General features: G+C 65.7%; 19 protein-coding genes and 1 pseudogene. 7 read left to right on the top strand and 13 right to left on the bottom strand.

What is annotated here, in order from left to right:
• Positions 1–67: 67 nt before the first annotated feature.
• The 4 genes from ACAM26_RS05770 (at position 68) to radA (ending at position 4,520) form a co-directional block, all read left to right on the top strand.
• Positions 68–952, top strand: a complete 885-nt coding sequence (locus tag ACAM26_RS05770; protein ID WP_369613261.1) for a hypothetical protein — start codon at positions 68–70, stop codon at positions 950–952.
• Positions 953–999: 47 nt separating this feature from the next.
• Complete coding sequence (gene rplI, locus ACAM26_RS05775) at positions 1,000–1,449, top strand: 50S ribosomal protein L9 (RefSeq protein ID WP_005222409.1); 450 nt, start codon at positions 1,000–1,002, stop codon at positions 1,447–1,449.
• 267 nt (positions 1,450–1,716) lie between these two features.
• On the top strand, positions 1,717–3,126 hold the full coding sequence (dnaB, locus tag ACAM26_RS05780) for a replicative DNA helicase (RefSeq protein ID WP_123139395.1): 1,410 nt from the start codon (positions 1,717–1,719) through the stop codon (positions 3,124–3,126).
• Between the two features lie 20 nt (positions 3,127–3,146).
• Entirely contained in the window at positions 3,147–4,520 is a 1,374-nt protein-coding gene (gene radA / locus ACAM26_RS05785) for a DNA repair protein RadA (RefSeq protein ID WP_123139394.1), read from the top strand.
• On the opposite strand, the gene ACAM26_RS05790 is transcribed toward radA, so the two are convergent.
• Positions 4,521–5,741, bottom strand: a complete 1,221-nt coding sequence (locus tag ACAM26_RS05790; RefSeq protein WP_369613262.1) for a hypothetical protein — start codon at positions 5,739–5,741, stop codon at positions 4,521–4,523.
• Positions 5,742–5,875: 134 nt separating this feature from the next.
• Between ACAM26_RS05790 and ACAM26_RS05795 the strand changes: the two genes are divergently transcribed.
• Complete coding sequence (locus ACAM26_RS05795) at positions 5,876–6,427, top strand: gamma carbonic anhydrase family protein (protein ID WP_200189335.1); 552 nt, start codon at positions 5,876–5,878, stop codon at positions 6,425–6,427.
• Entirely contained in the window at positions 6,424–8,577 is a 2,154-nt protein-coding gene (locus ACAM26_RS05800; protein ID WP_369613263.1) for a methyltransferase domain-containing protein, read from the top strand. Before ACAM26_RS05795 ends, ACAM26_RS05800 begins: the two co-directional genes overlap by 4 nt.
• Before the next feature lie 12 nt (positions 8,578–8,589).
• On the opposite strand, the gene ACAM26_RS05805 is transcribed toward ACAM26_RS05800, so the two are convergent.
• From ACAM26_RS05805 to ACAM26_RS05840, 8 genes and pseudogenes are all read right to left on the bottom strand, one after another.
• Positions 8,590–11,055 (bottom strand): EAL domain-containing protein, encoded by a 2,466-nt coding sequence (locus ACAM26_RS05805; RefSeq protein WP_369613481.1) that lies wholly within the window; start codon positions 11,053–11,055, stop codon positions 8,590–8,592.
• A gap of 6 nt (positions 11,056–11,061) precedes the next feature.
• Positions 11,062–11,358 (bottom strand): annotated as a pseudogene (locus tag ACAM26_RS05810) (PAS domain-containing protein); the annotation flags it as partial.
• 111 nt (positions 11,359–11,469) lie between these two features.
• Positions 11,470–11,880 (bottom strand): type IV pilin protein, encoded by a 411-nt coding sequence (locus tag ACAM26_RS05815; protein ID WP_369613264.1) that lies wholly within the window; start codon positions 11,878–11,880, stop codon positions 11,470–11,472.
• Between the two features lie 3 nt (positions 11,881–11,883).
• Positions 11,884–16,074, bottom strand: coding sequence for a pilus assembly protein (locus tag ACAM26_RS05820; RefSeq protein WP_369613265.1), 4,191 nt, complete (start codon positions 16,072–16,074; stop codon positions 11,884–11,886).
• 18 nt (positions 16,075–16,092) lie between these two features.
• Positions 16,093–16,677, bottom strand: coding sequence for a PilX N-terminal domain-containing pilus assembly protein (locus ACAM26_RS05825; protein WP_123139388.1), 585 nt, complete (start codon positions 16,675–16,677; stop codon positions 16,093–16,095).
• On the bottom strand, positions 16,674–17,684 hold the full coding sequence (locus tag ACAM26_RS05830) for a prepilin-type N-terminal cleavage/methylation domain-containing protein (protein WP_190288090.1): 1,011 nt from the start codon (positions 17,682–17,684) through the stop codon (positions 16,674–16,676). The genes ACAM26_RS05825 and ACAM26_RS05830 overlap by 4 nt, the downstream gene beginning before the upstream one ends.
• On the bottom strand, positions 17,681–18,130 hold the full coding sequence (locus tag ACAM26_RS05835; RefSeq protein ID WP_369613266.1) for a prepilin-type N-terminal cleavage/methylation domain-containing protein: 450 nt from the start codon (positions 18,128–18,130) through the stop codon (positions 17,681–17,683). The genes ACAM26_RS05830 and ACAM26_RS05835 overlap by 4 nt, the downstream gene beginning before the upstream one ends.
• An 11-nt stretch (positions 18,131–18,141) precedes the next feature.
• A complete protein-coding gene (locus ACAM26_RS05840) occupies positions 18,142–18,708 on the bottom strand; it encodes a GspH/FimT family pseudopilin (RefSeq protein ID WP_369613267.1) in 567 nt (188 codons plus the stop codon).
• Between the two features lie 203 nt (positions 18,709–18,911).
• Here ACAM26_RS05840 and ACAM26_RS05845 point away from each other — a divergent pair, with 203 nt between their 5' ends.
• Positions 18,912–19,928 (top strand): class 1 fructose-bisphosphatase, encoded by a 1,017-nt coding sequence (locus ACAM26_RS05845; RefSeq protein WP_132229103.1) that lies wholly within the window; start codon positions 18,912–18,914, stop codon positions 19,926–19,928.
• 80 nt (positions 19,929–20,008) lie between these two features.
• Here the strand turns inward: ACAM26_RS05845 and ACAM26_RS05850 are convergent, their stop codons facing one another.
• The 4 genes from ACAM26_RS05850 to ACAM26_RS05865 all read right to left on the bottom strand — a co-directional run bounded on the left by ACAM26_RS05850 (position 20,009) and on the right by ACAM26_RS05865 (position 23,235).
• Positions 20,009–20,428: a DsrE family protein gene (locus ACAM26_RS05850; protein WP_123139384.1), complete on the bottom strand. Its 420-nt coding sequence runs from the start codon at positions 20,426–20,428 to the stop codon at positions 20,009–20,011.
• 72 nt (positions 20,429–20,500) lie between these two features.
• Positions 20,501–21,919 carry a PhoH family protein gene (locus ACAM26_RS05855; protein ID WP_123142832.1) on the bottom strand — a complete coding sequence of 473 codons (1,419 nt, stop codon included), beginning with the start codon at positions 21,917–21,919 and terminating at the stop codon, positions 20,501–20,503.
• 224 nt (positions 21,920–22,143) lie between these two features.
• A complete protein-coding gene (locus tag ACAM26_RS05860; protein ID WP_123139382.1) occupies positions 22,144–22,614 on the bottom strand; it encodes a peroxiredoxin in 471 nt (156 codons plus the stop codon).
• Positions 22,615–22,695: 81 nt separating this feature from the next.
• Positions 22,696–23,235: a glycine cleavage system protein R gene (locus tag ACAM26_RS05865; protein WP_005222440.1), complete on the bottom strand. Its 540-nt coding sequence runs from the start codon at positions 23,233–23,235 to the stop codon at positions 22,696–22,698.

The raw sequence follows: 23,235 nt of genomic DNA on the forward strand, positions 1-23,235 counted from the left end.
CCTCGGTTGAGACCGGTGGCGGCACGGCTGCAGGTCTGATGCGATGAAGTCACTGGCGAGTTTCATCATGCGCGGGCCTTCGCAGGCGGCGCTGGTGGCTGCCACCTCGGCCCTGCTGTCGGTGATGATCCCGGTGTTCGGGGTCGTCGCCGCAGCGGCAGTGGGCCTGGTGACCCTGCGCAACGGCGCGCGCGGCGGTGCCCTGGTGGCGCTGTTCGCGACCCTCGGGGCGGGACTCTTCTACGGTCTCGTGTTCGGGGCCCCGCTGCTGGTGCTCGGGGTGTTGCTGCTGTTCTGGGTGCCGATCTGGGGGCTGGCGCTGGTGTTGCGCTACAGCCGATCGCTGGCGCTCACGGTCGAGTCCGCGAGCCTGCTGGTGATGCTCGGTCTGGTGCTGGTCTACGCCATCGTTGGCGACCCCGCCGTCTTCTGGGCGCGGTTGCTCGAGTTGATGCGCGAGGCGGCGCTGGCCGCTCAGCCCGATGGCGCGGCGGCCAACGCCGCGCTGTTCGGCGAGCTGGCGCGGTGGATGACCGGGGCCTTCGCCATGGCGCTGACCTTCCAGGTCGTGCTCGCCCTGTTCCTCGCCCGCTGGTGGCAGGCGCAGCTCTACAACCCGGGCGGCTTCGGCGAGGGCTTCAGGGCCTATCGCCTGCACCGCGCCTTCGCGCTGTTGGCGCTGTTGCTGATCGCCGGCTGGGCGCTGGTGCGAGGCCCGGGGTTGCTCGCCGATCTCGCGCTGGTCGCCGGGGTGGGCCTGTTGCTCCAGGGGCTGGCGGTGGTCCACCAGCTGCGAGTCCAACGTGGCTCGGGGACGGGCTGGCTGGTGCTGCTCTATGTGCTGCTGGTGCTGTTGCCGCAGATGGCGGTGGCGATCGCCGCCCTCGGCCTGCTCGATGTCTGGGTGGACATCCGCGCCCGGGCAGCGCGCCTGCCCTCGCGGCGACGCTGAGGCTTGAATCGCATGCAGACGACGAACGATTTAAGAGGAAATATCACGTGGAACTCATTCTGCTGAAGAACGTTGGTGGTCTTGGCTCGCTCGGAGACAAGGTCAATGTGCGTCCGGGCTACGGTCGTAACTACCTGGTGCCGCGCGGCTTCGCCGTGGTCGCCACCGCCGAGAACCTGGAGGCCTTCGAGGCGCGTCGCGCCGAGCTCGAGCAGCTCGCCGCCGAGCAGCTGGCCGCGGCCGAGGCGCGCAAGGCCGAGCTCGAGGAGATGCGCGTGACCGTCGCTCGCAAGGCCGGTGACGAGGGACGTCTGTTCGGCTCCGTTGGCACCGCCGACATCGCCGAGGCGGTCACCGCCGCCGGTATCGCGCTCGACAAGTCCGAGGTGCGTCTGCCCAACGGCGCCTTCCGCGCCACCGGTGAGTACGAGGTCGCGCTGCACCTGCACGCCGACGTCGATACCACCATCATGGTCGACGTCGTCCCGGAAGACTGAGTCCGCCGCTCGCCCCGCCCTCACCGGGGCCTGTGCGTGGATACAGGGGCGCTCTGCGCCCCTGTGTTGTCTCTGCGCCGCCGTGCTGTCGTTGCTGTCCCGCGCCTGCTTCGGGTGATCTCGGATCGTCGCGGACCATGCTTGCCAACGCCTGGTGCATGACACCACAATCAGGGCGTCCGAGCCCCGCTCGAACGACACGCCAGCGGATCCCGATCAACCTCCCCGAGCGTCGCCGAGCCGGTTATCCTTTCCACCGGGGGCCTCATGTTCGACCCTGATACCGAAGAGCTTGCCGCGCTCGCCACCGAGGGTGGCATGGATCGGGTGCGGGTGCCGCCGCACAATCTCCACGCCGAGCAGTCGTTGCTCGGTGGTCTGATGCTCGACAACACCGCCTGGGACCGGGTCGCCGATGTGGTCTCGGCGCGTGATCTCTATCGTCGCGAGCATCGGTTGATCTTCCAGTCGATCGCCCGACTCGCCGAGTCCGACCAGCCCTTCGACGTCGTCACCCTCGCCGAGACCCTGGAGCGCTCCGAGCAGCTCGAGGCCGCCGGCGGACTGTCCTATCTCGCCACCCTGGTCAACGAGACCCCGAGCGCGGCCAACATCAAGGCCTATGCCCAGATCGTGCGCGACACCTCGGTGCTGCGCCAGATGATCGCCGCCGGCACCGCGATCGCCGACAGCGGTTACGACAGCCAGGGACGTCCGGTCACCGAGCTGCTCGACGACGCCGAGCGTCAGGTGTTCGAGATCGCCGAGCAGCAGTCGCGCGGCGGCGGCGGTTTCCAGCCGATCAAGTCGCTGCTCAACCTCGCCGTCGAGCGCATCGACACCCTCTATCAGAGCGACGAGCCGATCACCGGCCTGGCCACCGGATTCACCGACTTCGACGGCATGACCTCCGGGTTGCAGCCCTCCGATCTGGTGATCGTCGCCGGGCGTCCGTCGATGGGCAAGACCACCTTTGCGATGAACATGGCCGAGCACGTCGCCATCCAGTCGAAGCGTCCGGTGGCGGTGTTCAGCATGGAGATGCCGGGCGATTCGCTGGCGATGCGCATGATGTCCTCGCTCGGGCGTATCGATCAGCACCGCATCCGTACCGGCAAGCTCGAGGACGACGAGTGGCCGCGACTGACCTCGGCGGTCAACATCCTCGCCTCGGCGAAGATGTTCATCGACGACACCCCGGCGCTGTCGCCGACCGAGGTGCGCGCACGGGCCCGCCGGCTCAAGCGCGAACAGGGCGACCTGGCGCTGATCGTGATCGACTATCTGCAGCTGATGCAGGCGCCCGGGGTGGGGGAGAACCGCGCCACCGAGATCTCGGCGATCTCGCGCTCGCTCAAGGCCCTGGCCAAGGAACTCGACGTCCCGGTGATCGCGCTCTCGCAGCTCAACCGCAGCCTCGAACAGCGCCCCAACAAGCGCCCGGTGATGTCCGACCTGCGTGAGTCGGGCGCCATCGAGCAGGACGCCGACCTCATCGTGTTCATCTATCGCGACGAGGTCTATCACGAGGACACCCCCGACAAGGGGATTGCCGAGATCATCATCGGCAAGCAACGTAACGGCCCGATCGGCACCACCCGGCTGACCTTCCTCGGCAAGTACACCAAGTTCGAGAACTATATCGGCAGCTATTACGGCGAGGGCGACGACGGCTGACCCCTGGAGACTGAACGCGGATGGCGACCCCCCCCAAGAAGCCCAAGACCAGCTATGTGTGCAGCGAGTGCGGCGCGAGCCAGCCCAAGTGGGCCGGCCAGTGTCCGGACTGCGGCGCCTGGAACAGCCTCAACGAGCAGCTCGCGCCGGCGCGTCCGGCGGCGGCGCGTGGCGGCGGCTATGCCGGGCTCGCCGGCGGGGCGGTGGTCGAGACCCTCGCCGAGGTCGCCCCGGAGGAGCGCGCCCGCACCGCCTGCGGCATCGGCGAGCTCGACCGGGTGCTCGGCGGCGGGCTGGTCGGCGGCTCGGTGATCCTGCTCGGCGGCGATCCCGGCATCGGCAAGTCGACCCTGCTGCTGCAGGCCTGCGCGGCGCTCGCCAGTAGCCGCCGGGTGCTCTATGTCAGCGGCGAGGAATCGCCGCAGCAGATCAGTCTGCGCGCGCGCCGGCTCGGGCTCGACGGCGAGGACATCCGGCTGCTGCCCGAGACCTGTGTCGAGCGCATCCTCTATCACGCCGCCGCCGAGCAGCCGCGGGTGATGGTGGTCGACTCGATCCAGACCCTGTTCACCGAGCAGCTGCAGTCGGCGCCGGGCTCGGTGTCGCAGGTGCGCGAGTCGGCCGCGCAGCTGGTGCGTTTCGCCAAGCAGCGCGACACCGTGGTCTTCCTCGTCGGTCATGTCACCAAGGAGGGCGCACTCGCCGGTCCCCGGGTGCTCGAACACATGGTCGACACCGTGCTCTATTTCGAGGGCGAGTCGGGCGGCGCCTTCCGCCTGGTGCGCTCGATCAAGAACCGCTTCGGCGCGGTCAACGAACTCGGCGTCTTCCTGATGGGCGACCAGGGGTTGCGCGAGGTCAAGAACCCCTCGGCGATCTTCCTCTCGCGTCACGACGAGCCGACCCCCGGCAGTCTGGTGATGGTCACCCGCGAGGGCACCCGGCCGTTGCTCGTCGAGGTCCAGGCGCTGGTCGACGAGAGCTCGCTGGCCAATCCGCGCCGGGTCGCGCTGGGGCTCGATCAGAACCGTCTGTCGATGCTGCTGGCGGTGCTGCACCGTCACGGCGGCATCGGCATGTTCAACCAGGACGTCTTCGTCAACGTCGTCGGCGGGGTGCGGATCGGCGAGACCGCCGCCGACCTGCCGGTGCTGATGGCGGTGTTGTCGAGCTATCGCGACCGCCCGCTGCCGCTGGAGCTGGCGGTGTTCGGTGAGGTTGGGCTCTCGGGCGAGGTGCGTCCGGTGCCCAATGGCCCGGACCGGCTGCGCGAGGCGGTCAAGCATGGGCTTCGCCGGGTCATCGCCCCGGCCGGCAACGTCCCCAAGGGCGGTGTCGAGGGCCTGGAGATCGTCGCCGTGCGCACCCTCAGCGAGGCGCTCGACGCGCTCTGATCAGGGCGCGTCGCGATGGAGCGGTCGGGCGTCGATGCGCCGCTCGATGTGCTCGGCGATGCGGCGGTAGCGCGGGTCCTCGGTGTCGCCGAAACGGGCGGCGAACTCGGTCTTGTTCATCCCCTCCGGCAGCCCCGCGATGCGCGGCATGAAATCGTCCTCGATCAGCCCGGCGCGGGCCCGCTCGCGCACCCAGCGCGCCTGCTCCGGGGTGGCGGTGGCGAGGGTGGCGAGGCGGATGCCGGCGCGGTTGGCGGCGAGGTCGGCAAAGCTGAAACCACTGCCGCCGTCGCTGTCGCTGTGCTCCTTGTACCAACCGACCAGGGTCGAGAACAGGTCGCCGCCCTCGAGCGCGAGCGCTGCCGAGGCGGTGAAGTGTTGGGCGAGGTCCTCGCGCTTGCGCAGGGTCACGGTGCGCTGTGGCAGCCGCGCGCCCTCGGGATCGTGCAACTGCTGGCCGTTGACATAGAGCGCGAGCAGCAGCAGCGCGGCGCGGTTGTCGGCGAGCGGGGCCTCGCTCGGCGCGCCGAGCAGCACGCCGAGCAGGGTGGCGAGATCGGGCGCCGAGCGATCCTCGGCGAGATGCCGGCCGAGCCGGCGCTGCGCGGCGAGCATGGCGGGGCGGTCGGTGTCGGCGATCAGGCTGCTGGCCAGGCGCTCCAGCCCGTCGGCCTGCCAGGTGTAGATCACACTGATCCGCTCCGGTCCGAGCCGGGTGCGCTGTACCAACCGGCTCTGACCGAGCGCATCGAGCAGTCGCTCGGTCAGGCCCTGCACCAGTCCGGCGGGCAGCGGCAGTCCGGCGACCCGGGCTTTGACCACCTCGGGCAGTGCCCCGTCGGTCTCGACCAGACCGAGTTCGAGGTTGAGATAGCGTCCGGGTCCCACCCAGGGCAGCGCGATCGAGCCCTGCAGGTCGAGTCGCCCGGGGGCGAGCTGGACCGCGGCGCGCCCCTCGGCGCCGATCCGGGCGATCAGGTGGTTGGCCACCCGCTCGGCCTCGGCGGCGCTGAGCGCGACCATGGTCGGCATCCCGGCGAGGCGGTCGCGCGGGCGGTTGTGACGCAGCCAGTCCTCGGCCCAGGCATGGTCGGCGACGCTGAGCGGCGCGCGCTCCGGGACCACCGCCTGGCCGTCGAGCGCGACCCTGAGCGCGAGCCCGGCGAGACCGAGCAGGATCAGCAGGCCGAGCCAGCCGAGTCCCTTGATGATGAGATGCATGATGCGGGTTCCTGTGCGGCGCATGGCGGGCAGGGTAGCGGCTGTGTTGCGCGCGGCCAAGCCCGCGGCTTGCGGGGTGTGTCCGGCGCGGTCATGCTGGGGCGATCCGTGTCAGATCGAGTGAGGCGATGGTGATGTGTCCGATCCGTGTATTCGAGGGGCGTCGTGCGGAGATCGACCCAGGCGCCTGGGTCGACCCGAGTGCGGTGCTGATCGGTGCGGTGCGGCTTGCCGCCGCGGCCTCGGTGTGGCCGGGGTGCGTGGTGCGCGGCGATGTCGAGCGCATCGAGATCGGCGCCGCCAGCAACATCCAGGACGGCTGCGTGCTGCACGTCTCGCACGACGGGCCCTTCCGACCGGGCGGCGCGCCGCTGCTGATCGGTGAGCGGGTCACCGTCGGTCATCAGGCGCTGCTCCACGGTTGCGAGATCCGCGAGCGCTGTCTGATCGGCAGCGGCGCCCGGGTGCTCGACGGCGCCCTGATCCATCCCTACACCCTGCTCGGCGCCGGCGCCCTGGTCACCCCGGGGCAGGAACTCGCCGGCGGTCAGCTGTGGCTGGGCGCGCCGGCGCGCCCGGTGCGTCCGTTGAGCGAACGCGAGCGGGCGCAGATCGACTACTCGGCCGAACACTATGTCGCGCTCGCCGCGCGCCATCGCGCCGCCTTGGCGGAGGTCGACGGATGAGCCGGCGAGCACGACGTCCGGCGGCCGCGTCGCACGATGCGAGCACGCAGGCGGCCCTGGTCGATGCCTTCCGCAGTGGCGATCTGCCACGTGCCGAGACCCTGGCTCGACGTCTCACCGCGACCCGTCCGGGCGCGGCCTTCGGCTGGAAGGCGCTCGGTTCGGTGTTGCTCGCCGAGGGCCGTCCACGCGCGGCGCTGGATGCGCTGGAGCGGGCGCTGGCGCTGGCCGGGGACGATCCCGAGTGTCGCAATACCCTGGGCCGCGCGCTGCTCGACCTGGGCGAGCCCGGGCGCGCCCTCGAGGTGCTCGAGCGCGCCCGGGCGCTGCGTCCGGCAGACCCCATGGTGCTCGGCAATCTCGGCGCCGCGCTGCAGACGCTGGGCCGGAGCGAGGCGGCGCTCGTGCCGCTGGCCCGCGCCGTGGCGCTGGCGCCCGATTCGGCGGCGGCGCTCAACAACCAGGCCGGTGCCTTGCTCGCGCTCGATCGCGCCGCTGCCGCGCGCCCCTTGCTGGAACGGGCGCTGGCGCTCGATCCCGGGCTGGTGCAGGCGCGCGCCAACTGGGTGCGCAGTGTCGAGATGCTGCGCCCCGACGCGCCGTCCCCGGCGTTGCGCGGCCTGTTGGTACGGGCGCTGGATGAGTGTTGGTGTATGCCGCAGCGGCTGCTCGTGCCCAGTTGTGCGCTGCTGCACGCCGAGCCGGTCATCGCCGCGGCGCTCGCGCGTGTCGCCGCGCACTGGCCGGGGGCGCCGACCCTGGCAGCGCTCGGCGGTGCTCCGGTGGTTGCGGCCCTGCTCGCCGACGCATTGCTGATGGCGTTGCTGCCACGGGTGATCCTCGGTGATGTCGGGCTCGAGCGGTTGCTGACCCTGTTGCGCCGGGCGTTGCTCGTCGAGGTCGAGCAGGGGCGACTCGACGCCGACGGCTTGGCGCTGCTGGTGGCGATCGCGCAGCAGTGCGAGCTTGCCGAGTTCGTCCACGACCAGGACGCCGAGGAGACCGCGCGGGTCGCGACGCTGCGCGCTGAGCTCGCTGAGGCGCTGCGCTGGCGCGCGCCGATCGCCGCCGAGCGGGTGGCGGCGCTGGCCGCCTATCTGCCGCTCGGCTCCATCCCCTTCGCCGAGCGTCTGCTCGAGCGGGACTGGCCGGAGTCGCTGCAGCCCCTGCTCGAGCGTCAGCTCGTCGAGCCCCTGGCCGAACGGCGTCAGCTCGAACACATCGAGCGCTGGGCGCTCACCGAGGACGTGGTGAGCCGGCGGGTGCGCGCGCAGTACGAGCGCAACCCCTATCCGCGCTGGCGGGTGAGCGAGCCGGTACTGACGCCGGCGCCCGACCTGCCGGCGCTGTTGCGCCAGCGGCTGCCCGGCGTCGAGCTGGGGGGCGTGACCTGTCCGGAGACGCCCGAGGTGCTGGTCGCCGGCTGCGGCACCGGCGAGCACGCGATCGCCACGGCGCGGCGGTTGCGCGGGGCGCGGGTGCTGGCGATCGATCTGTCGCTACGCAGTCTCTGCCATGCCCGCGCGCGCAGCGAGGCCCTCGGGGTCGCGGTGCGCTATGCCCAGGCCGACCTGCTGGCGCTCGCCGCGCTCGACGAGCGCTTCGACCTGATCGAGTCGGTGGGGGTGTTGCACCATCTCGACGATCCGCTCGCCGGTGTGCGGGTGCTCGTCGGGCGTCTGCGGCCCGGCGGGGTGATGCTGCTCGGGCTCTACAGCGAGCGGGCACGCGCGGCCGTGTATCGTGCGCGGGCGCTGGTGGATGCCGTCGGGATCGGTGACGACCCGGCGCGGATCCGTCGCGCCCGTCAGCGACTGATCGAGGCCGCCGACGAGGAGCGGGTACTGCGTCCGCTGCTCGATTCGCCAGATTTCCACTCGATGAGCGGTTGTCGCGATCTGCTGTTCCACGTCCAGGAACACTGCTTCACGCCGTCTGGGCTTGCCGATCTGTTCAGTGATGCCGGACTGGAGCTGCTCGGGGTCGAGCTCGATCCGACCCGGCGCGCAGCCTATCGCACGCGTTTCCCGGAGGATCCGACGGTGGCCGATCTGGCGCGGCTCGATACCTTCGAGCGCGATCATCCGCTGACCTTCACGGCGATGTATCACTGCTGGGTCAGGCCGCGCGCCGGGGCGCGGCCGGGCTAGACGGAGGGGCGATCAGCTACCGCGCAGCTTGGGTGGACGGGGCGCGGGTTTTTGACTGATACGGTGCTCGAGCTGCTCGGGCGGAAGCGGCGGGGCGTAGAGTTCGCCCTGGGCGTGCGGACAGCCGATGGTGAGCAGCAGTTCGCGCTGACCCTCGGTACGTACGCCATCGGCGAGCAGGCCGATCTCGAACGACTGGGCGAGGGCGATGACCGCGTGTACCACGTCGAGATCCTCCTGGGCCTCGGGCAGGTTCTCGATGAAGCCGCGATGGATGCTCAGGGTGCCCACCGGCAGCCGGCGCAACAGCGAGGGGGCGAGCCAGCCGGCGCCGACGTCACGCAGCGTCAGGTGGACGCCGAGCTGGTGCAGGGCGGCGAACAGCTCGACGATCTGATCGCTGTGCTTGAGCAGCAGCCCCTCGGTGAACTCCAGCTCGAGTTGATCGCCGTCGAGTCCGTGGGTGTCGAGCGCGCGCGCGATGGTGCTGGCCAGATCGAGTCGCAGCAGCAGCGGCTCGGAGACGTTCAGCGCCAGTCGTCCGACCGGCAGCCCCCGGCTGCGCCAGTGCTGGAACTGCTCGCAGGCGCGGTTCAGCGTCCAGTGACCGAGCTCGACCAGGAAGCCGCCGTCATCGGTCAGTGGCAGGAAGCGCTCGGGCGCGACCAGACCGAGTTGTGGCTGGTTCCAGCGCGCCATCGCCTCGATGCCGCACCATCGACCCGACTCGACGTCGACGCGCGGTTGGTAATGGAGCTGGAAATCGCCGCGCTCGAGCCCCTCGCGCAGCTGGCCGATGAGCCGTTGGCGCTCCTCGGCGGCGGCATCTGTGTGGATCGCCAGACAGCGATAGGTGTTGCGTCCGCCCTGCTTGACCGCGCGCAGCGCCGACTCAGCCTTGGCGAGCAGCAGGTCGCGGTCGCGGCCGGTGCTGGGGTCGAAGGCGATGCCGATGCTGGCGGTGACGAAGACCTCGTGCTCGCGGATGTGAAAGGGCGCGGCGAGACAGTTCTGCAGTCGCTGGGCGATCGATTCGGCCTCACGGATCCCGGGGATCTCCTCGAAGATCAGGCCGAACTGGTTGGCGCTGAGTCGGGCGAGGGTGTCGGCCGGGCGGATCTCGCTGCGCAGGCGCAGCGCCACCGAGCGCAGCAGCTCGTCGCCGATCTGCGGACCGAGATGGGTGTTGATGTTGGCGAAGCGGTCGAGGTCGATGAGGAAGAGCGCGAGCGGGATCTGCTTGCGCTGGCGCAGCTCGATGGCGTGCTCCAGGCGGGAGTTGAACAGCAGCCGGTTGGGCAGCTTGGTGAGCTGGTCGTAGTGGGCCAGGTACTCGGCGCGGCGGGGGGTGTTGAGGGTAGCGCTGTGCTCGGCGAAGACGCCGACATAGTTGAGCAGGTTGCCGCGGGCGTCGACGATGCGGTGGATGGCCAGGCGCTGGAGATAGATCTCGCCGTCCTTGCGGCGGTTCCAGACCTCGCCGATCCAGGAGCCGTGCTTGAGCAGGTGACGCCACATGCCGACGAAGAAGCTGCGCGGGTGCCAGTGCGAGTTGAGCAGGCTGGGATTGCGACCGAGGACTTCGGCCTCGGTGTAGCCGGTGATGCGGCTGAAGGCGGCGTTGACGGCGACGATGCCGCCCTCGGGGTCGGTGATCAGCACGCCCTCGGAGGTCGCGGCATAGACCGCGGCCGACTGCAGCAGACGGCGTTCGGCCTCGCGCACCAGGGTGACGTCGCGGACATTGATCACCGCGCCGGCAAGCTGGTCGTCCTCGCCGCGGTGCGGACTGACCCGTATCTCGAGGTCGCGTGGTTCGCCGTCGGGGCCGGGGCGACGCAGGTCCTCGGCATGTTCCTTGGCGTGTGCGAGACAGCGCTCCAGTGCCTGCTGCAGCGCGGCGCCGAGTGTCTGGTCGGAGATCACCCGACCAAGTGGCTGGTCGATGACCGCGTCGTAGTCACGATCGAGCGCGTTGAGGAAGGCGCGGTTGACGGCGCGGATGTGGTGCTCGGGATCGACGAAGGCGAGCCGCTCGGATGAGGCCGAGAGGATCTCGCTGTAGTGCGAGAGCGCCTGCTCGGCGCGGTAGCGCTCGGTGATGTCCATGACCACGCCGCAGATACGGGCGTCGCTCTCGGTGGCGCGCGGGTCGATGTGGCCGGTGCCCTCGATCCAGCACTCGCTGCCATCGGGGCGCTGCAGCCTGAAGCGCACCTGGATCGGTGCTTGGGACTCTGCAGCCTGCTCGAGGGCCTGTTCGACGCGCGGACGGTCGTCGGGGTGGATGAGCCCGAGCGCGTCCTCGAGCATCAGCGTCTCGGTCGGGGGCAGCCCCCAGATGTCGTACCAGGTACGGGTGACGCGGACCTGACCGGTCGCCACCTCGAGCTGCCAGTTGGCGACCCGGGCGAAGGCCTGGGCCTCTTCGGTATGGGCTGGATACTGGTTTGCGAGTTCGCTCCAGGCGGTATCCATGACCATCACCAGCCATTGCGTCTCCTGGTCTTGGTAGGGCGATACCGTCAGCTGCGCCCTCAGCTGTCCGTTCTTGGTCGTCAGCAGGATATTCAGTCGCCGCGGCGATGCCTCGTGAGTGGCGATGTCGAACTGTGCGAGTAGCGCGGGGGAGGGGTTTGCCAGCAGGTCGCTGAAGCATGTGCCACGCAGGTCGGTGTTGGGCTTGCCGACCAGTTCGAGAAGCGGGCGATTGATTTCGGTGATGCGCAGTCCTTTGTCTAGGAGAAGCGCTCCTTGCGGGATGGCTGAGAGCAGAGACATAAAGGGATCGAGGGACGTTTTTTTTCGGTTCCGGGGAATGGTGTCGTTCCTGAATCGATCGGGGAGTTTGGCCGGTTCATATGATTTGGATGTCCGTTTTCCGGTCGGGGTTTACCAGCAGCCACTAACGCCGCCGCTACCGGATACCCCCTTCTTCCCTGATTGGTCCAGGCTCAGTGTCGCGCACTTGGTGTCATGTGTGCTTTGTGCGCCGATGGGGATTGCTTCTATGGTGTAGGTGCTGCGGCTGAGGTCCTTGACTGAAATGGTGTACCTGGTATCCATGCTGTCGTCGCTGCTGCAGGACAGGTTTGGGACTGCGTCTGCATAAGACATTTTCTCGGTGTAATAACGCTCCATGAACTGAGCGTATTCGCCGATGCAGGACTTGGCTCGTCCACGATAGGTCTTGGTGACCTGGTCGATATAGGATGGATAAGCGATCGCTGCCAGTATTCCGATGATGGCAACGGTGATCATCAACTCGATCAGCGAGAAACCAGCGCTGTGATTCTTTCTCATGACCTAGTACTCCAGGATCTCTCGCCAGGAGGCGCGGTTGATCGAACTCTCCGGTGCACGGATCTGGATCGTCTCGGTGTCACTGTTGTCGAGAACGACCTGCATGAAGTTGGCGACGAAGGTCGGCTGGTTCGGAACGTGCGAGAATCCGACCCCGGATACCGGGATTGGCTCGCCGCTGACCTCGAGCGCGTCACTCTGGTCGAATTCTCCGTCTCGGTCAATGTCGAAGATCCCCTCGCTAAGCCTGGCTCCGGTGAAGGGGTCGATCGCCATGACGAAGCCGTTACCCGTGGGTTGGCAACTGTCACTCGAGTCGGGTATACGGGTGGTACCGAACAGGACCTCCCCTTGGAATTGGTTGGGCAGGGTCATGCGTTCACCCTCGCGACCATTGATCGGCGAGACGAGATCGATGTACCACCCGCTCTTGCCCTCGAGATCCTCGCTGTCACCGGCGGAAACGACCCTGACGGCCAGCTCGTCGACCAGCCCTTCGGCCTCGATCTGACGCGCGACGAGGTTGGAGCGGCTGGAGATGGTCTGACCTTCGTCGACCAGGCCGTACCAGCTTTGCACTTGCGTGTCGGTGATGTCGGTCTCGTTGAGATAACGGCCAGTGCCGAAGAAGACCCAGCGTAGGTCGCTGTCGGGATCGACGCCGACCAATGGCGAGACGGTGATGGGTTGGGAGGTGTTCGAGGCATCCGTTGCACTGAACAGTAACCTGCTCTGTGGGGTGTTGCTGGAGAGGTTCTCGAATCTCCACAGGTTGCCCTTCAGGTCGCCGGCATAGACAGTGTCGGTGAAGCCGTCACCGTTCGAGTCCCATGCATAGATCGCGGACAAGGCGTTGTCGGTTACCGTCGTCGGCTCCACGCTTACCGCGCTGCCATCGGCCACGTCGACCATCAACAGTTGGGCCGTGCCGCTCTGGTTGTCCGGGCCGTTGCCGAGCAGAACGCGCCACTCGCCGTCGTCGACCTGAGCGACGATCGGCTTGCCGATGTTGCGACCGAGTCCGGGGATGTCCTGCTCATCCCTTTCCCAGAGCAGCGAAATGTTGGTCGGATCGGTGACATCCAGTGCGAATACCCCGGGGCCACCTCGCCCCAGGGTCCCGATCAGCACGCTCCTCCAGGCCCCCGAGGTATAGACGTCTGCCACCGTCAGCTCACCATCGACGAAGTAGCGATGGGCATAGTCGGGGTTGGCCAGGGATACGAGGCCCTTCGAGAAGACAGCGTTGGGGATGAATGCGTAGATCTCTTCTCCGGTGGCGGCGTCGAATGCGTGCAGCATGCCGTCGTTTGCGCCGACGTAGAGTGTTGCTGAACGACTCTGCTGGTTGCGACTGAAATTGGCATAGCTGCTGGCGCCGAGGAAGGTTGCACCGACATAGAAGGACGGGTCGGGTGAGGACACATGGACCGGTGCTGAATTGACGATGTCGCCGAGCAGGTGCTGGCGACTCCTCAGGGTTCCGCTCGGCGTTTCGTTCGAGGTGTCTCCACGGAGATAGTCGACGATCGAGCTCGATTGCAGGAGGGCTTGCTGAGCGCCGCTGAGATTATCCCAGGTGAAAGGTTCGGCGGTTTGCGAGTCCGGGCGGTTGAAGAAGATCTTGCGGGCATCCCAGGCAGGAAGAGCGTCGTTTGCGCTCCACTCCGGTGTTTCGCTGAGCACTCCGGTCTGGGTGTCCATGCTGAAGGCCTCGACATCTCCGTCCCAGGAACCGCTGACGAAGCTCGCCTGGTAGCTTCTGGTGTCGGTACTCAGCTCCGATGAGTTGGTCGCCAGTCCGCTCCCGGTTCCCACGGTCTCCTCGACGATGTTGCTGAATGCCTGGGTCAGGCTTTCGATCATCTTGTCGGCTTCGCTGGCGACATAGAAGTTGTCGGGGCGCTTGTCGCCTGTCGACAGGATGTCGCCGGTTGTGTGCCACCAGCTGTCGGGGAGTGGTTCGGTCTGCTCGTAGGTTCGGTAGTCGTTCGGTACGGAGAAGCCGCCGTACTTGGTGGCGAGCCAGTACTGGTTGCGCGCTCGGGATTCCAGTTTCTGTGCCTCGCGGACATCGACCCAGTAGGTCGACACGGTTTGCTTGTCGATAAGGTCTGGACGGATATCGCGGGTATGGGCGTCATAGGCGAGCCCCACGATGTAGGCCGAGTTCTCGCGTCCGGTGAAGGGGGTGCTGATGGTGATGCCTTCGAGCAGTGCGACGCGCTGGGTCGCGGTCACGACGTCGATGCTGCTATCACCGCTGACCTCGCTCGGTGTTGCTGGCTCGTCGCTGCTCCTGCTGTTTCCCGGGAGGTTCTTGTCCCTGTGGGTATTGGCGTCGCCGATACCGAGAATGACGCTCTTCTGGCAGTAGTGCTGGATGGGGTCCTGCCATGAGGTGATGACGGGGAAGCCATCGGCAAGCTGGTACTTCTGGTCGTCGGAGCCCGAGATGTCCGAGTATTCGGGGACATTTACCTGATGCTTGAAGTAGCGTAGTGCGGCATAGAAGAGTTCGCTGACCGGGTCGATGCTCTTGTGGTTCGCACTGGTCATCTCGCCGAACTTGTTGAGATAGTTGATGACGCCGCTATCCTCGACACCAGCTGCGATGAGCGTCGAGGTGATATCCGATGGGGTTGGGTTTGGGGTCAGGACGCCGGTCGCCAGGTCCCATTCGGGGTTCGGGTTCTCGATGGTGAGCCCGGAGTCATCGATCATGTTCTCGCCGATGAAGCGCATCCCGGCCCTGAGTACTCCACCGTCCCGATATTTGTTCGAGTCGTTCAGATATCCGAAGACCGCATAGCGAATCCTGCTGGAGTACTCCTGAAGTAGCCCCTCTGGCTTGTAATGGCTGCCGTATCGCACGCAATTGTCTTCGAGGGAAACACTCGGGTCGCAGACCTTGACGCGGACATGAGCCTCGAAGGTGCTCGACTGGGAATCGGAAGACTTCAGCGGGTAGGGTATGTCGCTATCCGTTGTCGATACGGACAGGTTGTCGACATAATACGTGTGGCCGCCATGGATGACGATACGGTCGAAGCTGCTATAACTACTGTCGGTGATCCCGCTGATACTGCCGAGCTGCTGGTTTCTGTCGTCGTAGACCTCTAAAGAAATTTCGCCGTCATCATATGATGTAAGGACGAAGCGATACCATTCGTTTTCCGGTCTGTTCCAGCTCTGTCTAGAGCCAAGGGATGATGGGTTGCCATCGCTACGCTTCTCGATGCCAAATTGTGTGCTGGTGAATACGACGCCGTAGCCGTCGAAATCGGAGTCGCTGATGGAAAGACGGTCGGCATTTCCTCCGCCGCTGTTGGAAGGGCGATAAATCCAGCCGGTGAAGATGAAATTTCTATCGACCGTCTGGGACATTGTCTTGTAGCCGCCGTTGGGGTCGTTCGAATCTGTCTTTCTTAGACTTCCTGTTATCGCGTCGACAGAGCGCGAACTGTCTCTTGACACCTCTCCGTTGCGATATTGAATCCAGCCGGATGAGAAGTCAGAGTCGTCGAACACCTGTTGGCTCGTCTGTGTGTCACTAGTCGAGCTGAAATCGTTCGGCAAGGTGAAATACATCCTGTTGCCGAGGCCATTGATGCGAATGTTTATCCAGTCCGCCTCGAATGGGGTTGCGCCAGAGATAAGTGATGCATTACTTCCGGATTGAGGTGTTCTTCTCTCGGGATACACATTGGTGCCGCCTTGGCCGTCATGCCTCGCTTTTTGTAGCCAGGTTTCTTCGACAGTGTCGCGGTATCTGTATCCCCCCGAGAGTGCTGCGCGGAAGGGGTCAATGGTTTGGGTTGCTGCCCAGTTCATGAAGTTGCCACTCCACTCGCCATCCCCTGAGCATCTTCGATTATTCGTGGTGGATGAAGGGTAGAAGTGGCGCTCCTCCTCGGCTGAATCGATCCCTTCATAGCGATAGCATTTATTTGAATCGAAATAACCTGCGTAGGCGCGATCCTCGGTGTATGCGCCGAGATTGGCGACACTGTTGATCGTGGGCCATTCCACGGAAGGAACCAGCGCGAGATTACCGGGGACATTGGTTCCTACGGACAGAGGGATCTGTGAAACCATGTCTGCGCATGCAAGCTGTGAGATCAGGAGCGTGGCGAGTGTCAGCTTGATTCTGGCGGCCGATCTTCTGATGTGATTCTCGAGTTCAGTATGCATGGAGCTTGCCCCGCGAGTTCAGAGGTTCCTTTCGAAGATGCCGGAGAGGACGACGAGTGCGCGATCCTGTACCGCTGTCGGGCTTGCGCTTCGCGCGATGACGCGATAGTAAGCGACCTCGCCGCCGCTGCCGCTGCCGCCATACTGCATGTTGTTGGCACTGTTGCCGGAGTTGAGTGAGGTCGTACTGGGGGCTTTGCCGAGATAGTGGATCTGGTATTGTGGTGCACCGATGACCATGCCATCGTTGATTCGGTATTCGGTGTCGACGGTGATCCAGTTGGTGCCGTCGCTCTGGAAGGTTTCTGGTGGAACAGGGGAGCAGTTATTGGCACTGGTCGGAGAGCAGTCGATTCCACCGAGTGCGCTGATCTCCCAGTCCTCGGCGATCGCGCTCTGGGCTGCACGTAGCGCGGCCTCGCTCATCTGCATGGCGAGCGAGCGGTCGTAGGTGTTGGCGCTCATCTTCTCCTGGACCCTTGCCTGTTTGATTCCGGAGAGGCCGATCAGGGTGGCGACCATGAGCAGGATCATGGAGATGGCGAGCGCCGCGCCGCGCTGCGAGGATGGCGTGCCCGAGATCGGCTGCTTGATCGTGTTCATTGCGCGCGATTTCTCAATGAGACCAGATAGGTTTGCTTTTTGATGATCCGGCCATCCGTTGCGCTTGCGACAGAGATGTTCTGTGCGGTACTGGCGAACGTCAGGGTGATCTCGACTGCGTTGACGTCGTTCCAGTCCGCCGGCTTTTCGGCGTCAAATTTATCCCCATAGCGGTATATCAACTGCATGTCGGTGACGCCGGGGATGATCTCGATGCCTTTTGCTGCCGGGGTTCCGGAGCTTCCGACCTCGAGCATCGCACGATACAGACCTCGCCCGCCTTCTGCCGTTCGCCCGTTGTTGCCGATGTACCAGAAGGTGGCGTTGAGCCTGGAGACCAGGGCGTTCTTGGGGAACCGGTGATTTTGGGGTGGGTCAGAGTCACATGCGGCAGAATAATCAAGGCCGGTTGTGCAGTTTCCTGGGGTCCCGCCCGTGTCGCTGTAGCCGATGATCCCGGATGATTGGTTATAGGTGTTCGCCTGAAAGAGGGTCGCGTGGTCGTTGTCGCAGACGATCAGAATCTCGCCGGCTTCGATGTCCGTGGATGCCGGGTCGATCGTGATCCGGGCATTGTCGACGTCGTGTGTGGAGACGGCAAAGCCGTTGTCGCGGATCGACTGCAACTGTAATGCGTCGGTGCCATTGACGCGTCCGCCGTTGCTCGATGAAAAGTCGATCGCTGATGCGGCCTCGTCCCCCTGATACCCCTGGATCGGACGCCATGTTGCCCACCACTCCGGGGAGGTGTTGAGTACGCTGGAAATCCGCTCGTTGCCACAGCCGGTACTGCCCGCCTGACGGAGGTCCCGGCTCAACAGCTCGAAGGCCGTGCGTTGGTTCTCGATCGTCTCCGCGAGCGCCTCGATCGTTCGTTGACTCTGACGGTTGGCGGTGAGCGCGCTGATCGTGCCGCCGGTGACCACCAGGCCGAGCAGCATGGCGATCATGAGTTCGACCAGGGTGAAGCCCTTGCTCGATAGGAGTGAAGTAAGCGGCTCTTTCACAGTAATAACTCGATGGTGAATTGCTGCTGATCGCTACCGGACGTGCCGCGGGAGTCATCCCATTGCACAATGATGGTACAACTGTTGCCGGTGCACGAGACGCTGCCAGTTGCATCTTCCCCGAGCGTCGAGTAAATCTGGTCACGCCAGTTCGCCAATGCGACCTCCGGAAAAGACGTGCCTGTCGGCTTGTCCTCCGTAAGACCGATGTCGAAATCACCAGCGGCGGCGCGGGCCGGGATCGCGCGCATTGCCTCGGAAATCGAGTAAGCGTGAACGATGGCTGCGTTTCTGTTGATCGCGCTCTGATTGTTCATCATTGCGCGCATCTGCAGTCCGGAGATGCCGAGCAGTCCGATCGAGAGGATGACGACGGCGACGAGCACCTCGATCAGGGTTGCTCCGGATGAAGACTCTTTTTGTTTGTGTGGCAGTGTGTGGTCCATGATCCTGTGACTCAGCAGCTGCTGTTATCGGAAGCGTCGCAACTCCTTATCCTTCCGGTAAAGTTGATCCCTATCTTTCTGGCTTTTCCTTGTAGTTTTATGAGGAAGGACCCGTTAGGTAAGCCGCCGCTGCTTTGCGAGAAACCCGAGGGTAGATAGCAGATAAAGTTCTGATAGTTACTGGTGGTAATGGTGACAGCAGGGATGTTTTGTTCGTGTACGATGATGACCTGGTCGTTGCCGTCGATCTGACCTCTCGTGCCCCGGTCGGAGAAGATGATCCAGCCGCTTTCCCAGCCGGAGTCGCCGGTGGCGCAAGCGGGTGAGCTGCTCGATGTGGTGGTCGATTTGCAAACGGTGACGCGTGTGCCGCGCTTGATCGCCTCGGAACGCGCGACATGGAGCGCCTCCAGGAGGTCGTTGTTGATCACTGCGATACGGTTGGTTGCAATGATCTCGCGGAAGCTGGGTATCGCGACGCTGAGGATGATGGTGAGAATGCTGATGGTCACGATCAGCTCCAGCAAGGTGACACCTTGTTGACGGCTGGTGTCTCGAGGTGGTGGGAGTGCTTTCATAAGCCCTGGGCTGACCGCTGTCGGTTCGATCGTTGGCGACTGACCACGACACTAGTCTAGTGCAAGGGTCGTGGTGCCGATCGGGCATGCTCCACAGTTGAAGCCTAAACCCCAGGAAGGGTAGGGGTTCTGGGGGTACGATGAACCCCTTATACTGGCCGTCCATTCGATAACACTTATGTACGCGGAGACGAGGACGAGTCATGCATAACAACCGCACCACCATCACCCAGTACATCATCGAGGAGCAGCGTCACGTCGCCGGGGCCACGGGCGATTTCAGCGGGCTGCTCAACGATGTGGTCACCGCCTGCAAGGTGATCAGCAACATGGTCAACCACGGCGCCCTGGTCGGGGTGCTGGGCAGCGCCGGGCAGGAGAACGTGCAGGGCGAGACGCAGAAGAAGCTCGACGTGCTCTCCAACGACGTCTTCCTCAAGTCGAACGAGTGGGCCGGACACCTCGCGGCGATGGCCTCGGAGGAGATGGAGGCGATCTACCCGATCCCGGCACGCTATCCGCGTGGCAAGTATCTGCTGACCTTCGACCCGCTCGACGGCTCCTCGAACATCGACGTCAACGTCTCGGTCGGTACCATCTTCTCGATCCTGCGCCGCCCCGACGACACCGCCGAACCGACCGAGCAGGACTTCCTCCAGCCCGGCACCGAGCAGGTCGCCGCCGGTTACGCGCTCTACGGCCCGTCGACGATGATGGTGTTGACCACCGGCAACGGCGTCAACGGCTTCACCCTCGACCAGAACATCGGCGAGTTCATCCTCACCCACCCGGGGATGACGATCCCCGCCGATACCCGCGAGTTCGCCATCAACGCATCCAACATGCGCTTCTGGGAGCCGCCGGTGCGGCGCTATGTCGACGAGTGCCTGGCCGGGCGCGAGGGTGAGCGCGGCGAGGACTTCAACATGCGCTGGATCGCCTCGATGGTCGCCGAGGTGCACCGCATCCTCACCCGTGGCGGGGTGTTCATGTACCCGATGGACGAGAAGATCCGCGCCAAGGGGCAGGGCGGCAAGCTGCGTCTGCTCTACGAGGCCAACCCGATGTCGTTCATCGTCGAGCAGGCCGGCGGCGCGGCGATCACCGGGCGCGAACGGATCATGTCGCTACAGCCCGAGGCGCTGCACCAGCGCGTGCCGGTGATCCTCGGCTCGCGCAACGAGATCGAGCGTATCCAGGGCTACCATCGCGAGAGCTGATAGCTGATAGCTGATAGCTGATAGCTGATAGCTGATAGCTGACGACGGCCCTCGCCCGATCGGGCGGGGGCCGTCGTCGTTCAGGGTCGCAGATAGACATAGCCGCGCGACTGCAGCTCGGCGATCCGGGTCACCCCGCCCTGTTCGACGATGCTGAAGCCGGGCACCAGGTCCTCCAGCGCATAGCCGTAGCCCTTGAGGGTGTTGCCGCAGATCTCCAGGGCGACGCCCTGCGCGCGCAGCCTCTCGGTGGCGTCGCGGATGCGATCGGTGGTCTCGATCTGGTCGAGCGCGCGGATCGCCGGGCCGTGGGCGACCAGCACCACGTTGAGCCGCTCGGGCCCGCCGGCGCCGTCGATGTGGTTCTGGATGTTGTTGAGCACGAAGGCGACCTTGGCGGTCTCGGAGACGTGATAAACGACGTCGAGCGGGGGTTGCTCGGCGAGTGCGGCGGGGGCGATGAGCGCGGACAGCAGCGCGAGGGTGGCGCGGGCGTGCATGGTTGGCTCCTCCCGGTGCGGGGTGTCGGTTGTGCACCGGGAGGGGCGGACCCTGGGGTCCGCCGGCAGGGGTCACAGTGTCTGCGAGGCGAAGTCGGCCAGACGCGAGCGCTCGCCGCGCATCAGGGTGATGTGCCCGCCGTGCTCCCAGTGCTTGAAGCGGTCCACCACATAGGTCAGGCCCGAGGTGGTCTCGGTCAAGTAGGGGGTGTCGATCTGACCGATGTTGCCGAGACAGACCACCTTGGTGCCGGGACCGGCACGGGTGATCAGGGTCTTCATCTGCTTGGCGGTGAGGTTCTGCGCCTCGTCGAGGATGATGTACTTGTCGAGGAAGGTGCGCCCGCGCATGAAGTTCAGCGAGCTGATGCGGATGCGGTTGCGCAGCAGGTCGTTGGTTGCCTCGCGCCCCCAGTCGCCGCCGCCCTCGGGGCGGGTGAGCACCTCCAGGTTGTCCATCAGCGCGCCCATCCAGGGCGTCATCTTCTCCTCCTCGGTGCCGGGCAGGAAGCCGATGTCCTCGCCCACCGGGACCGTCACCCGGGTCATGATGATCTCGCGATAGCGGTTCTGGTCGAGCACCTGCGCCAGCCCCGCGGCGAGCGCCAGCAGCGTCTTGCCGGTGCCGGCGGTGCCGAGCAGGGTGACGAAGTCGAGCTCGGGGTCCATCAGCATGTTGAGCGCGAAGTTCTGCTCGCGGTTGCGTGCGGTGATGCCCCAGACGTTGTGGCGCGTCACCCGATGGTCCTCGACCAGCTCGATCACCGCCTCGGTCTCGGCGGGTTTGTCGCGCACGATCGCCTCGAAGCCGTCGTCCCGATCGAGCGAGAGACACTGCGCCGGGTACCAGTCGGCGATGTCGGGTCCGGAGACGCGGTAGAAGGTGTGGCCATCCTCCTGCCAGGCGTCGACCGCCTTCTGGTGTCGCTCCCAGAAGTCGGCGGGCAGCTCGTCGTGACCGCTGTAGAGCAGCTCGGCGTCGTCGAGCACGCGGTCGTTGCTGTAGTCCTCGGCGACGATGCCGAGGACCGCCGCCTTGATACGCAGATTGATGTCCTTGGAGACCACGATCACCTGGCGGTCCGGGCGCTCGCGGCTGAGCACCTGGGCGATGCCGAGGATCTGGTTGTCGGCGACGGTGCCGGGGAGCGCCTCGGGCAGGTCGAGTTCGAAGGCCGTGGTCTGGAAGTAGAGCCGGCCACTGGCCGCCTCGAGCCCGCCGCCGTTGCCGGCGAGCGGGCCGAGCGCCAGTCCGGCGTCGATCTCGGTCTTGTCCGCCCCGGCCATCAGCTGGTCGAGGAAGCGGCTGACCTGGCGCACGTTGCGCGCGACCTCGGACATGCCCTTCTTGCCGCGGTCGAGTTCCTCGAGCACCACCATCGGCAGGAAGAGGTCGTGCTCCTGGAAGCGGAACAGTGCGCTCGGATCGTGCATCAGCACGTTGGTGTCGAGGACGAACAGACAGGTGGTGTCGTTTTCGCGTTTGATCATGACGGTCTGCAGGGAGCGGTTGGGGCGTGGCCTGGCGCGCAGGGCTGCGTCGGTCGCGCCGTTGCGGACGCCCGCGTGGCGGGCCTCGAGGGCCGGGCGTGACCGCTCGGGGTCGTACCCGGCGGTACCCTGGAGGTCCGTCCGGCGGGGTGAGGATGGGGGGAGGCGAGGGGCCTGCGGCGGGCGTGGCGGGACATGATGCGATGGCGCGCCCTCTCCGCCTGCTACTGGGCCAGGCCCCTGGCCGCTTCAAGCACCTCGTCGACGTGCCCCTTGACCTTCACCTTGCGCCACTCCCGCACCAGGGTGCCGGTGGCGTCGATGAGGAAGGTGCTGCGTTCGATACCGAGGCTCTCGCGACCATAGAGCGTCTTGAGCTTGATCACGTCGAAGGCGCGGCAGAGCTGCTCGTCGGTGTCGGCGATCAGCTCGAAGGGGAAGGATTGCTTGGTCTTGAAGTTCTGCTGCGCGCGCAGACCGTCGCGCGAGACGCCGAGGATGAGGGTGTCGGCGGCGCCGAAGTCGGCGTGGGCGGCGGCGAAGTCCAGCCCCTCCTGGGTGCAGCCCGGGGTACTCGCCCTGGGGTAGAAGTAGAGCACCAGGTTGCGGCCACGATAGTCGGTCAGCCGGATCCGCTGGTCGCCGGTGGCGGTCAGCTCGAGGTCGGGGACCGGGTCACCGATGGCAATGCTCATGCGTCTTGCTCCCTGTAGCGATGGCTCATCCGCGGATGTGCGGTCGCCGTCGCCGGATTGGAAGCGGGCATCGCCGTCGACTCAGCTCTTGAGCGGCTCGAGCACCGCGTCGAGGTTGAGTCCGTCGCAGTAGTCCATGAACTCGTCGCGCAGTCCGGCGATATGGATGTCGGCGGGGATGCCCACGGCGATATGCACCGAGAACATCGGGGTGCCGGTATGGGCCGCGGCATAGGTGCTGGTGGCCATGTCCTCGATGTTGATCCGGCGCTCGGCGAAGAAGGCGGCGAGGTTGTTGACGATCCCCGGATGATCCATCGACACCACGTCGACCGCGTAGGGCAGCAGGTTGGCCCCGGCGTTACGCTGGCCGGTGCGCTTGGAGACGATGGTCATGCCGAGCTGGCGCTCGAGCTCGGGCAGCGCGTTCTCGATCTTGGCGAGGGTGTTCCATTTTCCTTCGACCAGCAGCATGGCGGCGAACTCGCCACCCAGGACGCTCATCCGGCTGTCCTCGATATTGCAGCCGTGCTCGAGCACGGTCCGGGAGATCTGATCGACGATACCGGGGTGGTCTTCGCCGAGCGCCGAGATCACGAGGTAGGTCTTCTGCCTGGTCAT

The sequence above is a fragment of the Marichromatium sp. PS1 genome (genome assembly GCF_041155115.1).
GTDB classification, from domain to species: Bacteria; Pseudomonadota; Gammaproteobacteria; order Chromatiales; family Chromatiaceae; genus Marichromatium; species Marichromatium gracile.

Coding starts and splice junctions, on each gene's coding strand:
- ACAM26_RS05770 (WP_369613261.1), top strand. CDS start 68: ATGCGCGGGCCTTCGCAGGCGGCGCTGGTGGCTGCCACCTCGGCCCTG.
- dnaB (WP_123139395.1), top strand. CDS start 1,717: ATGTTCGACCCTGATACCGAAGAGCTTGCCGCGCTCGCCACCGAGGGT.
- radA (WP_123139394.1), top strand. CDS start 3,147: ATGGCGACCCCCCCCAAGAAGCCCAAGACCAGCTATGTGTGCAGCGAG.
- ACAM26_RS05790 (WP_369613262.1), bottom strand. CDS start 5,741: ATGCATCTCATCATCAAGGGACTCGGCTGGCTCGGCCTGCTGATCCTG.
- ACAM26_RS05795 (WP_200189335.1), top strand. CDS start 5,876: ATGTGTCCGATCCGTGTATTCGAGGGGCGTCGTGCGGAGATCGACCCA.
- ACAM26_RS05800 (WP_369613263.1), top strand. CDS start 6,424: ATGAGCCGGCGAGCACGACGTCCGGCGGCCGCGTCGCACGATGCGAGC.
- ACAM26_RS05805 (WP_369613481.1), bottom strand. CDS start 11,055: ATGGATACCGCCTGGAGCGAACTCGCAAACCAGTATCCAGCCCATACC.
- ACAM26_RS05815 (WP_369613264.1), bottom strand. CDS start 11,880: ATGAGAAAGAATCACAGCGCTGGTTTCTCGCTGATCGAGTTGATGATC.
- ACAM26_RS05820 (WP_369613265.1), bottom strand. CDS start 16,074: ATGCATACTGAACTCGAGAATCACATCAGAAGATCGGCCGCCAGAATC.
- ACAM26_RS05825 (WP_123139388.1), bottom strand. CDS start 16,677: ATGAACACGATCAAGCAGCCGATCTCGGGCACGCCATCCTCGCAGCGC.
- ACAM26_RS05835 (WP_369613266.1), bottom strand. CDS start 18,130: ATGGACCACACACTGCCACACAAACAAAAAGAGTCTTCATCCGGAGCA.
- ACAM26_RS05840 (WP_369613267.1), bottom strand. CDS start 18,708: ATGAAAGCACTCCCACCACCTCGAGACACCAGCCGTCAACAAGGTGTC.
- ACAM26_RS05845 (WP_132229103.1), top strand. CDS start 18,912: ATGCATAACAACCGCACCACCATCACCCAGTACATCATCGAGGAGCAG.
- ACAM26_RS05850 (WP_123139384.1), bottom strand. CDS start 20,428: ATGCACGCCCGCGCCACCCTCGCGCTGCTGTCCGCGCTCATCGCCCCC.
- ACAM26_RS05855 (WP_123142832.1), bottom strand. CDS start 21,919: ATGATCAAACGCGAAAACGACACCACCTGTCTGTTCGTCCTCGACACC.
- ACAM26_RS05860 (WP_123139382.1), bottom strand. CDS start 22,614: ATGAGCATTGCCATCGGTGACCCGGTCCCCGACCTCGAGCTGACCGCC.
- ACAM26_RS05865 (WP_005222440.1), bottom strand. CDS start 23,235: ATGACCAGGCAGAAGACCTACCTCGTGATCTCGGCGCTCGGCGAAGAC.